The organism is Pseudoalteromonas sp. OANN1 (assembly GCF_024124685.1).
Taxonomy (GTDB): Bacteria; Pseudomonadota; Gammaproteobacteria; order Enterobacterales; family Alteromonadaceae; genus Pseudoalteromonas; species Pseudoalteromonas piscicida.
Genome location: NZ_JAMXSE010000023.1, coordinates 54,545 through 68,259 on the forward strand (window position 1 = coordinate 54,545; position 13,715 = coordinate 68,259).

The window sequence follows — 13,715 nt, forward strand, 5'->3', positions numbered from 1 at the left end:
ATAAAATCGTTGAAAATTACGCCAAAAAAGACGATTAATCGTACAAAACTTTGAAATTAAGGCAGATCTGCCCTGAGGTTAGGCAAGTATTGGGGGTTTATAAAGAGAGCGAGGATAGTCGCTAAGCTGGCCACTTGTGAAACTTAATTTATCGTTTTTCAGTACAATAGGCGCTATCCACTCTCTTGGCGAAAACGCTGCAAGATTTGTGGAGCACATATGTGTGGGGCAAGTACAATCGCAGCATTGTGCTGTGTTTTGAGGGTCACAACAATCCATCTCAACCATCATTTCATGATGATGAGGCTCTGCCGATTGCACGTTACTTTGAAGCATTTGATGACTTGTTTCATGACTGGTAGCGCCATGCATTTCACATGCTGCCATAGAGGCAGCCGCGTTTTGACCACTTAGTGTAGCCACCACGAACATTGTGATAAGTAAACGTAAGAATACTTGCAAGGTACTTTTCCAAATCAAATAAGCGAAGTAATAATAAAAATCTAACCAAAGAAATGCAAGTAAATAGACCAACCTCGTTATTATTTTCTTTCATCATTGATATACTAGAACCCAATTCTAAAAAATTATTCCGACTCAAGGATATGAACGTTATGAAATTTGCTTCAGTAGCTACTATTTTGGCGTTAGTTGTTTCAAGCAACGTCAGTGCCACAGACTATGGAGACTTTGGTGTCTCAATATATGGTGGCAAAACTTACAGCAGTGATATCAAAACTTCTCGCCATCAAAAGTATGAATTAGAAGACGATTCGCACTTTGGATTAAGTATCGATAAATATGTGCCAGAAGGCCGTTATGGCTTCTACTACGGAAAAACTGAGACCCAACTTACCGCTTATCCGCTAAATAAAGTGGAAATGGAATATCTATTATTTCAAAGTGCGGTGGTACGCCCTCTCACAGACAACTTAGATGTTTATCTAGGCTTACAGCTTGGTGCGACCTTTGTTGACCCTAATTTTATCGACTCTGATACTTTCTTTGCATCAGGGTTATACACGGGTTTTGAATACAACCTTGGCGCAGGTTTTCATCTTGGTGCTGAAGCACGATGGATTGCAACTATCCTCAACAACAACTCTAAAGTCACTTGCGATGTCGACCCAGAAACCCAAAATACCTGTAGCTGGCACTTCGACAATGAGGTAATGAGTCAATATCAAGCGAGCGCAACATTAAGTTATCGCTTTTCACTGTAATTATTCCGAGCGGGTTTTAATATACAGTAAAACTCAACAACCCCTGGTAAGTCGCTGTACAATAAAGTCAGCAAAAATACTCACTTTTGCAGGAATATGGCGAGTTGCTGGGTATAGCATCCACAGCTCGCCTGAATAGTGAGTCTCAAATTGCCATTCAGGTAATACCTGTATCAACTCTCCTGACGCTAACGCATCTTTAGCTACAAACATAGGTAAGCTTGTGATCCCAAGCCCTTGCAGCGCAGCATCTAACCTCACTCGAGTATGATTTGCTTTATAGCGCCCGTTAACTGGAGTTGTGAGTTTTTGTGTGCCTTTTCTGAATCGCCACTTAGCATCAGCATCCGTTTCCCCCAAGGCAATACAGCTGTGCTGTACTAGTTCTTTAGGGTGAGTAGGAATTGAGTGGGTCGCAAGATATTTTGGTGATGCCGCCACTATATGTTCTATCGTCATTACGCTTCTACCTATTAAGCCTTGTGGAGGCTCGTTGGTAATTTTAAATAGAATGTCTATTTCATCACGGATCAAATCCAACGCGTTGTCGTCTAGCATCAAATGAACATCAATATTTGGAAACTCGCCTAGAAACGCCATCACATTTGGGTGAATTAGTGTATGTGCGACCGCTTTTGGCGCTGCGATTTTTACTGTTCCTTGTGCCGTTTGATGATAGCTTTCACAAAGCGAGATAACGTCTTTGGCGGCTTGTTCCAACTGAGTACAGCGCTCATACACAGCCCTTCCTGTTTCGCTCAATCTTAAGCTGCGTGTGGTGCGTTGAAGTAAACACACCCCCAATTGCTGTTCAAGTAGTTTTATGGCACGACTCACTGATGACGGCGAGACACCTAATTGCCGAGCGCTTTTGGAGAAGCTTCCAGTATTCACTACCGAAACAAAAATCGACATTTCTTGCAGGAGTTCAATATGTTTACTGGTCGTCATAGCTCTCCCATTTGTGCGCTCCACGCAAAAGTTATTTCTATTTTCAGATTATTATCTTCTCAGAAGAATGAAAATACAATGTTCTCAATTATTCAATATTATATTGGGAGCTTATTATGGTGCAGTATTGGCCAGAGTTTTTATCATTAGCCATCATTCATTTTGTTGCAGTGATCTTGCCAGGCCCTGACTTTGTTATCACGGTCAGACAAAGCTTAAAATACGGCAGACTACATGGCGCAATGACAGCCTTGGGGATTGGCACTGGGCTTAGTGTTCATATCTTATATACCTTACTTGGTGTCGGCGCACTGATGCAGGCCTCACCTTGGGTTTTACAAGTAGCTAAATTAATCGGCGCTGCGTATCTTATATACATCGCTATTCAATTACTCAAAAGTGCAGGAACGATTCAACTGAATGCAGAAAATGCCCAAGCTGATGTAAGCTCACAGTCGCTCAAAAAAGCCTTTAGTCTTGGTTTTTTAACTAATGCAACTAACCCAAAAGCAACCCTGTTTTTCTTAGCCGTAGTGACCAATGTCGTCAGCCAAGGAACTCCGTTGCATATTCAACTTTTTTACGGCGCTTGGATGTGCAGTGTTAACGCCTTGTGGTTTATCTGTGTCAGCTTATTATTCTCAGCCCCATCTTCCCGCGCTTGGTTCTTGAACAAGATGAACCTAGTTGAAAAAGCACTTGCTGTTTTGCTTATGGCCTTCTCATTAAGGCTGTTGATTGCTTAACACAAGCAAGCCAAATAAGGGTTCCCGCATCATGCGTTAGCCCTTATTCAATTACTAAGCTATGGATATTAGGGCATCAACGCTTCCCACCAGCTGCTAGTTGATAGTGTTTCTGATAGCGTCAAAACTTCACCCACAACAGGTGTTACCAGTGCCACTTGATTTTGCTCTGCTGCGACTTTGACTCTTGCGAGCGGATCAAACCAAGAGTGAAAAGCCAAGTCAAAAGTAGCATTATGAATGGGGATCATATGCGTTCCTCGCAGATCTAAATGAGCTTGTACGCTTTGCTCTGGCGTCATGTGAATATCAGACCAATCTTTATCATAGGCGCCAGTCTCTACTAAGGTTAGGTCAAACGGGCCAAGCCTTTCACCTATTTCCTTAAACCCAGCAAAATAACCAGAGTCTCCACTAAAAAAGATATTTTTGTCTGCAGTGCGAATAGCCCACGCTCCCCAAAGGGTTTTATTTGCATCTCCAAGCCCACGTCCAGAAAAATGCTGAGTAGGTGTAAAGGTGAGTGTTAACTCAGCGGTTTCTTCAAACTGCCACCAGTCAAACTGCTTTATTTTTTCGGCGGGAACTCCCCACTTTAACAAATCGCCTTCTACACCCAAAGGTACATAAAATGCCCCCACTCTGTTTGCTAATCGCTTTACGCTTTCTTTGTCTAGGTGGTCGTAATGGTTATGTGAAATCAGCACCTTATCAATTTGAGGCAATGATTCAATAGTAATAGGTGGTTGATGAAAACGCTTTGGACCAATAAATGAAAATGGTGATGCTCGTTCAGCAAAAACGGGGTCAATCAGAAGATATTTCCCTTGCGCTTTAATAAGTACTGATGAATGTCCCAGTTTGATAACGTGAGTGTGCGTATCAGAAAGTGCCTTTAAATTCTCCTCAGTGAGCACTTTTACTGGCATATCAACCTTCGGCACCGCATTGACTTTTTGCTCGGTAAAAAAGCGCCAAAAAATTTCCAGCGTCTTACCTAGGCTCGTTTTATTCGTTTCATGAGTATTATGAAATTTACCATCGCTATATTGAGTTGATGAATACCCACTTTGATTTACTGCAGCATTTAAATTAGAAGCCATAACTCCTCCTACTCCTACTCCTACTCCTATCAGCAAGACCACAATCAATCCAAACCATGTTCGCTTTTTCATATAACCACCAAAAGTAAACTACACAGTGTAGTTTACACATCAAGAACAGAAAGTAAACTAAGCAGTGTAATTTATTTTAGTTTTGCTAAAATGCGGAGTATCCATTTGTAGATATTCCCTTGCCTGTAATAGAGAAAATGAAACAATCAGAAAGAAAGCGACTGCAAATTCTAGAGGCTGCCCAACAGTTATTTGCTCAGCACGGTGCTCAAAATACCAGTATGGATCTCATCGCAAAGCACGCTGAAGTGTCTAAACGAACGATCTATAATCACTTTGAGACTAAAGAGCTGCTACTGTATAACGTACTTGAACACATGATGCTTCAGGTTGACCAAGGTGATATTTATCAATATCGACCCGATATCTCGATTGCAAAACAACTTCAAGAAATCGCTTTACTAGAAGTCAATCTGCTCACTTCTGAATCATTTATCAAAGTGGCTCGCGTGGCATTTATCGAGTTGTTGCAAGACTCTACATTGGCTGCGCATTTCAATAACAGTAAAGTAGGTTGTATGCGTTATTTAGAAACGTTTTTAGCCGATGCTGTCGCTAACAATGCACTGTATATCGAACATCAGGCATTCGCAGCACAACAGTTTTTATATCAACTCAAGTCTTTTATCTTTTACCCACGGCTTTATGGATTTGATCTCACAAATATAGAGGAAACGGACTTTATTGTAGAGCAAAGCGTTGCGCTTTTTATGGCGAGATATGGGACTGAACAACGCGCCCAAGATTAATAATAAGGTAAGCTAGTACAAGGATTTAAATAAATTTCACACAAGCTTGCATAAGGCTATATTTTAAACAAAAAAATTCCCTGATATAGTCATTCACGCTAACAAGAGTAAGGAAATCAGATGAGCGAATTAATTGCAATTGATAAAAACATTTGGATCCATAACGGCCCAGCTGTCCCATTCTTTGGCATGCCATACACTACCCGAAGCACCATAGTAAAGCTTTCCTCTGGCGCATTATGGGTGCACTCTCCAGGAAAATTAACCGATGAACTACTCAGTGAATTGACTCAACTTGGGCAAGTCAACTATCTAATTTCTCCAAATAAACTTCATCACCTATTTATGGGAGATTGGCAGGAAAAGTTCCCACATGCGATTATGTTTGCTTCTCCAGGTGTCGACAAAAAACGGCCAGATCTTACTTTTCAGCGCCAACTGGGCGACATGGCAGAACCCGAGTGGCAAGGAGATATTGAGCAACTCATTTTTAAAGGCAGCGCGGTGATGGAAGAAGTCGTATTCTTCCACAAAGAGAGCAGTACATTAATTTTGACAGATCTTATCGAGAACTTTCACCCTAATCACTTCTCCGGTTTTAAAAAAGTATTAGCGAAAATCACCGGGATTATTAGCCCTAACGGCAAAACGCCCATAGACTGGCGAACTTCGTTTGCGTTTGGGAAGCAGCAAGCCCGAGCCTGTTTTTCAAAGATGGCTGCTTGGCAACCTCAATATATCGTTATTGCCCATGGTGAATGCATTGAAACAGGCGCTGAGGCGTTTTTACATCGCTCATTTTCTTGGCTGGGTATCAATAAAGCCGCGTAAGGCGCAGTGCAAAATAACAGAATATAAAAAGCGCTGTTATTTCAAACAACGCTTTTTATTACTAAACCTCAAATTACATACCAGCTGGATATGCATAACTCGCTTGTAGACCTAGCGGAATACCAAGCATCCAGTAGATCAATAAGAAGATGCTCCAACCAATCAAAAAGGCAATTGAGTAAGGCAACATCATCGCTATCAATGTACCTATTCCTGTCGACTTAACGTATTTCTGGCAGTAAACCACAACCAGCGGGAAGTAAGGCATAAGCGGAGTAATTATATTTGAGCCAGAATCACCAACACGATAAGCCGCTTGTGTTAAATCAGGTGAAATACCCAATTGCATCAACATTGGAACAAAAATCGGCCCCAGTAACGCCCACTTTGCAGAGCTTGACCCCACAAATAGGTTTACAAATGCGGTCAGGAAGATAATACCAACCACAGTAACATAGCTTGGAAGCGCTAATGCTTTTAATACTTGAGCCCCCTCGATGGCAAGCAGTGCACCCAAATTTGAATGGCTGAAGGCACTGATGAAAAGTGCACAGAAAAACGCCATAACAATATAGTAAGACATGCTATTCATGGCTTTAGTCATGGCATCAATCATGTCTTTTGAGGTTTTAAACGTACCGACAACGAAACCGTATACCGCACCTGGGATCCAAAACAGTAGGAAGATAAGTGGTACAATTGATTGCATTAACGGCGCACTATAATCAGTTAAAGCGCCCGACGGGCTGCGTAGTGCTGAATCTTCACCGCTTGATGCATAAACTAATAACGCGATACCTGCTAACATCACCATAGACGCCACCACAAAGCCCTTTTTTTCTTTGCTTGTGATCTCATCAAACGAAGGCAAGCTCTCTGTATCGCCGTCAATTTCTGTCGCTTTTAGCCTTGGCTCTATGATTTTATCAGTGATATACCAACCTAATAAAATAATGAATAAGCTCGATGCTGAGGTGAAAAACCAATTGTTTAGTGGGTTAATCGCAATTTCTGGATCGATGATCTGCGCTGCACTTTGGGTAAAGCTTTGTAGCAACGGATCGATACCTGAAGGAATAAAGTTCGCGCTAAATCCGCCGCTTACGCCAGCAAATGCCGCAGCAATACCCGCAAGAGGGTGTCTTCCCATCGCATAGAAAATGACACCAGCAAGCGGAATAACTAACACGTATCCAGCATCTGTCGCCGTGTGACTTACAATTGCGATAAGAATAATAGAAGGAGTTAGTAGTGCCTGAGGCGTGCGTTTAAGCATGATTTTAAGGCCAGTATTAATATAGCCAGAATGTTCAGCAACCCCCACACCTAGCATAGCAACTAACACCACGCCTAATGGCGCAAATCCCGTGAAGGTTTTTACCATCGTTGCCATAAATCCGGCGAGCGCATTTGGGTCTAATAAATTGTGAACGACAATCGCCTGATTGGTTCTTGGATCAATAGCGCTAAATTCTACGCCTGAAAATAACCAAGATAGCAGCCAAATCAGCAACATTGCTGATAAGAAAATGATTGCAGGGTCAGGGAGTTTATTCCCTACCCGCTCTATCCCGTTTAAAAAACGGGTGATCGCAGAGTTTTGCGAGTTCGCTTGTTGTGTTTCGTGCATACCATTGCCCTAAGAAAAAAATTGCTTAACCATAACTTAATATTTACATGTTAAGCAAGAAAACGTGCCTATTGACGAGACACTTTGCCGAATTAGTAGTCGACTTGGCATTTTTTTGTCTCAAGTCGGTGTCCAATAAAGAATTTACGCTATGCTTTTTATATGTCTGAAATTAAGGATTTTTAGATGATAGATCTAGACGACAAAGTGTTAGCTGACGTCAAACATGGTTTTAATTTACCACCAAAGCCCGCGCTGATAAGCGAATTGCAAGCTGCACTTGCTGCAGCAGATCCAGATCTGAACGATGTTGCTACGATCATCGCTCATGATGTCAGTACCTCTGCTGCTGTGTTAAAAGTCATCAACTCCCCATTATATGGTTTAGCGAGAACAGTAACTGATGTAAAACAGGCTGTCGTCTTTCTAGGTCTAGACTCTATCAGTAAGCTTGTAACCGGCTTTTTGCTCAAACAAACCTTTGACCAACGTAAATGTTGTATCAGTTTGGAGCGGTTTTGGGATAACGCTTCAGACATCGCAGATAGCATTATGGTAATTGGTAATAAACTTAAATCGCGTGTTCCTATCGAAAACTTGCACTTGCTAGGATTATTTCACGACGCAGGAATTGCTGCCATGGCGGTTAATTACCCAGATTATATGGAAACACTCATTGCCGCTAACAAAGATTATGACAAGCTGTTAGTCGAGCACGAAGAAGAAAAGTACGAGACCAATCACGCCATTATCGGCTACTTCCTATCAGCTTCTTGGAATTTGCCACAAAGTATTTGTCAGATGATTTTATGCCATCATGACCCTGAGTTTTTGGGGAACTGTAAAGACGAAGAGCAGAAATTAGCTTTCGCCGCTCTAAAAATGGCTGAAAATTTTGTACATATCAATAAACGTTTTGTTGCCGCGCCTGATTGGCACTTAATGAAAGCAGATGTATTGAAGGTTTTAAATTTAGATGAAGATGATTACCAAGACATCAAAGAAGACCTAGATGAATACTTTTTAGAGCAAGATGGAGTAAGCGACTAGTTACCTCACACTCAACACCATCTTTGAAATGCGACTCAACGACAGTATTGCGGCAATTCTTAAAACTTCGTAGACTGGCAGCAAAATTAAAATAACAATGACTTAAGGAATTTACATTGCCAGCGCTGCTATCTCTTAAAGGCAAGTTTGCCATCTTTGGGCCTGGAATATTAATGGCAACTGCTGCTATCGGTGGTTCACATCTCGTTTCGTCAACTCAGGCTGGGGCACTATTTGGTAGTCAATTGATCTGGCTAATTGTTGCCGTTAATTTGCTCAAATATCCCTTTTTCAAATATGCAGTAGAGTACACAAGTCACTCTAAGCACACTGTCGTCGAAGGCTATCATGCACATTACCGCTTCGGATTTAAGGTTTTTGTGCTACTCAATATTTTCGCAGCCATTGTAAATACCGCGGGTGTGCTATTACTTACAGCAAGTCTCTTGAGCTACTCGCTGCCATTTCCAATAAATATTGAATTGTTAAGCTTTATACTTTTGGCTAGCTGCTTGGCAATCTTATTGGTTGGGCATTACAAAATACTCGATGTGACTAGCAAATGGGTAATGATAATTTTGACCATTTCCACGGTTATGGCACTTGCTATTGCAGTTAATAATGGACCGGCCCATCCAGCCCCCATTGATCCGGTTTCCCCCTACGACATCGCACTACTGGGGTTTTTAGTTGCTTTAATGGGTTGGATGCCTGCACCAATCGAGATTTCTGCCATTAATTCCTCTTGGCTAAAAACGAAGATGGCTAAACAACCGCTAACAAGTAGCCAGATCCTACTGGATTTCAAGGTGGGATATTTTGTTACGCTGGGTCTTGCGGTCGTTTTTTGTTTGCTCGGTATGCTCATGCAATATGGTCAAGATAAGCCTGTTGAACTCGCAGGTGTTGCGTTCTCACAGCAGCTCATTGATATGTATGCCAATACGATTGGCGAATGGGCCAGATGGCTAATTGCAGGCGTCGCATTTTTATGTATGTTTGGCACAACGATCACGGTGTTAGACGGCTACTCCCGAGTGCTTAGTGAATCGCTTCAGCTGTTACGCCCTAACACAACGAAAAAGAGTTACACGCTCATTCTATTGCTACAAGCAGCGCTTGGTATGGCCGTAGTGCTGTTTTTTAAAGCCGACTTAAAGAGCATGCTGATGTTTGCCATGAGCTCAGCGTTTGTCACTACTCCCATCTTTGCTTGGATGAATTTAGGATTAGTGAAAGGTGAGATCTATCGCCGTCAACCCATGTACACCAAGATTTTAACGGGACTGGGGCTGGTTTATTTAGTGGGCTTTGCACTGTTATTCATCTATTGGCGATTTTTGATGTAAGGCCAAAAGAGGCTGAGTAGCAGATGCAAATTAGACTTCTAGGGCCTGTTTATCTTTCAAGTTTGTTTTTGCAGCAGTTTGATTGGTATTTATACAAGGCAGAGCCTGCGTAGCATAGTTATTCTATGTGAGTCAGGCGATAACACAGTAGAAATGCTAATCAAGCGCTGCCCTTTGGGTTCACCTGAGTGCGCTTTGTTCATTGTTGCTCAACTTTTGCCTAGATTACTAGGCGGCAAGTCGAGCGTCGCGACCAAAACACACTCAGGAGAACAAAAATCAAACAGCAAAGGTCAACAGGCCCTAGCATCTGCTACACTCGAGCGAGGTGCATTTATTTTAGATTTTGCACCTGCTCCCAAATAGAAACTACGTGCGCTTTATCATCGTCATTTAGCTCTCCATTTCGGTATGCTTTTACCAAGCTGCTCTCAACTTTGGCATTTAACTCATCAATCGAAAGATCTGCTTCCTCTACTTGCGCATAGCCTACCGCTAAGTCAAAGTGGCCGCGTAAATAGCCGCCAGCAAATAGTTCATCATCGCTCGCTCTATCGACAAGCTCATCAAAAAACTGCTGCGCTTTCTCTACATATTCTACTAAAGACATATTTATTCCTAAATTATTCTTGATGGCCTATGGCGTACATCACATGGTCATTGAATCCAGTGATCACTTTAATAAATCCAGCTAAGGACTCATCAAGTTGTTCGTCACCGGTATCAGCAATTAAAGGACGACCATTTAAGGCCTTTAATTTCGATTTTGTGGCGATAAGGATAATATTATCTTTACCGATTTTTTTGATGAGGTTAGGGCTTAGCTGCTGATTACCGCGGCCAAAAATGTGTCCTTGCCCACCAATTAATGTGATCACTAACTTTGTTTTGTCATCAGCAAGCGACAACAATTGCTGCGCGGTTTGGTCTTGCGCGATCAGCGCTTGGTCCCTTACAACATCAACACCAAGAAGTGTATTGTTAAGTCCCATCTCTTCCATCACTGCTGCAACGGTAGAACCAGACCCCATAATGTAGGTTTCGTCTTCTTCCATTTCGGCAACCACATAGGCGGCGATATCAGCCAACACCAGCTCATCGCTTTCTTTGCCACCATTTTTCACCGCTTGCACATATCTCAGCTCGGTCGGCACTTGCATTTCACCAAATCGCTTAGCGCGCACAGTCCCTTCACGAAATGCAGCTTCATCAATGTCCATCACATCGGCTTCGCCAATAGAGACGAGCTCTCCGGTAACCAAAAGTTCAACGACTCTACCTGCTGCTTTTGGCGTTATCGCGTATACGCCGCTATGAATTTTGCACCCAGCAGGGATCCCAAGTACAGGGCATGAATCACCCACCGCGTGGCAAATGTTACGGGCAGTGCCATCGCCACCAGCAAACAAAATCAAATCGACACCGAGCTGCTGCATCATCTGCGCTGCGGTCTCGGTATCTTCAGGACGAGTTGCCGTACTTTGAGTTTGATAAATCACTTGGGTGTTAAAACCCAGCTCTTTTGCCGTACGCTCCCCCATCTCACCATTAACAGTGTATATTTCGATATTTTGTTGATGTGAAAGTAATTGTGTTAAAGCCGTTTTTGCTCGCTGATTAGCGCGAGGCTCTGCACCTAACGCCAATGCTTGTTGAGCTGTTTCTGCACCATCGCTACCTTTTAGTGCAACGCTCCCACCAAGCCCAGCTAAAGGATTGATGATAAGTCCAAGCTTAAATTGCATCGTCAAACTCCATGCTTAGCTCTGTCGGGATATCCCAGTTAAATTGCTGCTGGCGTAAAGGCCAAGGTGTATTATAAAAATTGCTTAATGCGTTGATTAGTTGAGTCGTTCTGGTATTAAATCCGCTTTCTAATAAAACTAGCACTTGCTGATGCACCCGTTGTTGAAAACTGAAACGGCAAGTTTGTTCACCGTTGAGGTTATCAACGGAAACATTAAATGAAAAACCAGCCGCGACACTTAACGCCCACTCAATCGCTTGTGGTTTCACTTCCACTTTTTCAAATTCGAGCTGCTGCGCCTTATCTCGCCCATCGGGACAATACCAGTAGCCGTAATCTTCGAGTTGCCGACGTGCTTCACCCGCAACGAGCCAATGTGCAACTTCATGCAAAGCACTGGCATAAAAGCCATGAGCAAAAATAATGCGGTGATGAGGGTATGATTCATTTGCAGGTAGATAGATAGGCTCATCGTCGCCCACTACCAGCTCCGTGTTAAGCGTGTGCAGGAATAACCCATTAAAAACAGCAATGAGGTCTTCTATTTTATGCATCAACATCCGCCACAAGTCTAAACTGGGCGCAAATTGTAAGGTTTTTAACGGCCAAAGTAAAAGATCTCGTTTTAGACTATGCCTTTTTGTCAAGAGAACTGCGTGGCGCGATATAAAGCGAAGCACGATCTCGACCTGACTTTTTCGACTCATAGAGGGCTAAATCAGCTTCTTCAAAACATCGTTTGTGATTAAAGCTTTCACCAATAAGCTCATACCCCGCGACGCCAATGCTAAATGTCAGTCCAAAACTGGTGAAACGAGTAAATTCATGCACCAGTCGTTGTGCAAAATTAAGCGCGGCATCCGGTCTAGTCTCGGGGCAGATAATTACAAATTCATCACCGCCCCATCGTCCAATATGGTCGCTTGGTCGTGCCTGCTCTCTTAAGAATTGCCCAACTTCTTTCAATGCATTATCACCATCTTGATGTCCTGCAGTGTCATTTAATTGTTTAAAATGATCAACATCGATTACCAGTAGCGAAAGCGCTCGATGATAGCGTATGGCCCGCTGTACTTCTTCTTTCAACAGCGCTTCAATCTTTCTGCGATTCATAACCTGGGTTAAGAAATCCAGTTCAGCCCGGTTCTTCAATTCTTGTTCTTGACGTAAATCTCGGATCACCGCAATAAAAACATCATTTTTAGAGACGGACACCGTAGATAACGCGATATCCACTGGGATCTCCACACCTGATTGGTGCCTCCCTACAATTTTTAGACCATCATGCGTCACCCTACGCATGGTAGAAGTGCCTTGGAACTTCTCTCTGTCCACAACATGTTTACTTATATACCGCTCTGGAATGAGGTCTTCAACTTGCATACCTAATAGCTCTTGAGGCTGATACCCAAATAAATCTGTACAGGCCTTATTGACCTCTGTAAGCCTACCGTCTTTATCACAATATAAAATGGCATCAGGAGTAGAGTTGAATAGCTTTCGCTTTTCGTTGATAAGTTTAACCACAAAAATGAGCGTAAAGATGTTTAAGCAAGCAAACAACAAGACTATTGGTAGCAGCAACAATATACCGGTGTTACTCAACTCTTGGGTTTGAGCAAGCTTTACCGATTGGTTTTGCTTTGCAAGCTCAAACTTCTCACCAATCGACTTACGCAAATAATTAAATGCAGCTTCTGCGTCCGTGTCATCTACTTTCACTAAGCGATCCACAACCTCAGAACTCAATCTTCTCGATGTGAATTTTGATTTAGCAAGCGCAAGCATTTGTGTATATTCATCAAAGGTGTGTTGAATAGCGGCTAATGCCTTTGTCTCTTGGCTGCTAAGCGCCGTACTTTGCAATTTTAGGATTGTCGCTTTGGTCGCTTCAACATCAGCTAAAGCCTGTTCGTAATAAATCTCGTCTTGGCGTAGTACATAATTTTTGAAGTGATGAATAAAGCCGTTATAACCAAAGCTACGCTCCAGTTCAGCTAGCAGTTCAGCACGTTTAATTGCAACTTCAGTTTCTGATTGCCATGACTGATGAAATGAAGAAATGGAGTGGTTTAACAAGGTGGACCAATAAAATAGGCCACCACTCACCAAAATAGTAAAAATAACTAAGCCACTGATCTGCAAAAAAATACGTTTATTCATATACTCTGCTGTCTAAATTCAGCAAATCCTAGTGTGCAGTAAAAAGAAGAAATTAGAGGCCGTCTAGGTGCTGTAGAATCCATGTCGATGATACAAAAGTT

General features: G+C 42.4%; 15 protein-coding genes. 7 read left to right on the forward strand and 8 right to left on the reverse strand.

Features of this window, described 5'->3' with window-relative positions; translation table 11 throughout:
* Positions 1-78: 78 nt before the first annotated feature.
* Positions 79-462 carry a hypothetical protein gene (locus NH462_RS17535; RefSeq protein ID WP_253106899.1) on the reverse strand — a complete coding sequence of 128 codons (384 nt, stop codon included), beginning with the start codon at positions 460-462 and terminating at the stop codon, positions 79-81.
* A 152-nt stretch (positions 463-614) separates the two neighbouring features.
* Between NH462_RS17535 and NH462_RS17540 the strand changes: the two genes are divergently transcribed.
* The gene (locus NH462_RS17540; protein ID WP_010377750.1) at positions 615-1,223 is read left to right on the forward strand and encodes a hypothetical protein; all 609 of its coding nucleotides are present in this window, start codon (positions 615-617) and stop codon (positions 1,221-1,223) included.
* Between the two features lie 33 nt (positions 1,224-1,256).
* On the opposite strand, the gene NH462_RS17545 is transcribed toward NH462_RS17540, so the two are convergent.
* Positions 1,257-2,174 (reverse strand): LysR family transcriptional regulator, encoded by a 918-nt coding sequence (locus NH462_RS17545; protein WP_253106901.1) that lies wholly within the window; start codon positions 2,172-2,174, stop codon positions 1,257-1,259.
* A 116-nt stretch (positions 2,175-2,290) separates the two neighbouring features.
* Here NH462_RS17545 and NH462_RS17550 point away from each other — a divergent pair, with 116 nt between their 5' ends.
* On the forward strand, positions 2,291-2,920 hold the full coding sequence (locus tag NH462_RS17550; protein ID WP_017216618.1) for a LysE family transporter: 630 nt from the start codon (positions 2,291-2,293) through the stop codon (positions 2,918-2,920).
* Positions 2,921-2,988: 68 nt separating this feature from the next.
* On the opposite strand, the gene NH462_RS17555 is transcribed toward NH462_RS17550, so the two are convergent.
* On the reverse strand, positions 2,989-4,023 hold the full coding sequence (locus NH462_RS17555) for an MBL fold metallo-hydrolase (RefSeq protein WP_253106908.1): 1,035 nt from the start codon (positions 4,021-4,023) through the stop codon (positions 2,989-2,991).
* 209 nt (positions 4,024-4,232) lie between these two features.
* Between NH462_RS17555 and NH462_RS17560 the strand changes: the two genes are divergently transcribed.
* Positions 4,233-4,844 carry a TetR/AcrR family transcriptional regulator gene (locus NH462_RS17560; RefSeq protein WP_253106910.1) on the forward strand — a complete coding sequence of 204 codons (612 nt, stop codon included), beginning with the start codon at positions 4,233-4,235 and terminating at the stop codon, positions 4,842-4,844.
* A gap of 120 nt (positions 4,845-4,964) precedes the next feature.
* A complete protein-coding gene (locus tag NH462_RS17565) occupies positions 4,965-5,675 on the forward strand; it encodes a DUF4336 domain-containing protein (protein ID WP_253106913.1) in 711 nt (236 codons plus the stop codon).
* A gap of 73 nt (positions 5,676-5,748) precedes the next feature.
* Here NH462_RS17565 and NH462_RS17570 read toward each other — a convergent pair whose 3' ends face one another.
* A complete protein-coding gene (locus NH462_RS17570; protein WP_253106914.1) occupies positions 5,749-7,305 on the reverse strand; it encodes an AbgT family transporter in 1,557 nt (518 codons plus the stop codon).
* Positions 7,306-7,491: 186 nt separating this feature from the next.
* Here NH462_RS17570 and NH462_RS17575 point away from each other — a divergent pair, with 186 nt between their 5' ends.
* The 3 genes from NH462_RS17575 to NH462_RS23060 all read left to right on the forward strand — a co-directional run bounded on the left by NH462_RS17575 (position 7,492) and on the right by NH462_RS23060 (position 10,070).
* Positions 7,492-8,355, forward strand: a complete 864-nt coding sequence (locus tag NH462_RS17575) for an HDOD domain-containing protein (RefSeq protein WP_253106916.1) — start codon at positions 7,492-7,494, stop codon at positions 8,353-8,355.
* 116 nt (positions 8,356-8,471) lie between these two features.
* Positions 8,472-9,704, forward strand: coding sequence for a divalent metal cation transporter (locus NH462_RS17580; RefSeq protein ID WP_253106917.1), 1,233 nt, complete (start codon positions 8,472-8,474; stop codon positions 9,702-9,704).
* Between the two features lie 153 nt (positions 9,705-9,857).
* Positions 9,858-10,070 (forward strand): hypothetical protein, encoded by a 213-nt coding sequence (locus tag NH462_RS23060; RefSeq protein ID WP_366034027.1) that lies wholly within the window; start codon positions 9,858-9,860, stop codon positions 10,068-10,070.
* Here the strand turns inward: NH462_RS23060 and NH462_RS17585 are convergent.
* The 4 genes from NH462_RS17585 to NH462_RS17600 form a co-directional block, all read right to left on the reverse strand.
* Positions 10,039-10,314, reverse strand: coding sequence for a YfcL family protein (locus NH462_RS17585; RefSeq protein WP_010377735.1), 276 nt, complete (start codon positions 10,312-10,314; stop codon positions 10,039-10,041). The two genes, NH462_RS23060 and NH462_RS17585, sit on opposite strands and share 32 nt — an antisense overlap.
* Positions 10,315-10,327: 13 nt before the next feature.
* Positions 10,328-11,449 (reverse strand): ATP-NAD kinase family protein, encoded by a 1,122-nt coding sequence (locus NH462_RS17590; RefSeq protein WP_253106918.1) that lies wholly within the window; start codon positions 11,447-11,449, stop codon positions 10,328-10,330.
* Positions 11,439-12,005: an elongation factor P hydroxylase gene (locus tag NH462_RS17595; protein WP_253106919.1), complete on the reverse strand. Its 567-nt coding sequence runs from the start codon at positions 12,003-12,005 to the stop codon at positions 11,439-11,441. The genes NH462_RS17590 and NH462_RS17595 overlap by 11 nt, the downstream gene beginning before the upstream one ends.
* A 76-nt stretch (positions 12,006-12,081) precedes the next feature.
* Positions 12,082-13,614, reverse strand: a complete 1,533-nt coding sequence (locus NH462_RS17600; RefSeq protein ID WP_010377729.1) for a sensor domain-containing diguanylate cyclase — start codon at positions 13,612-13,614, stop codon at positions 12,082-12,084.
* Positions 13,615-13,715: the final 101 nt, after the last annotated feature.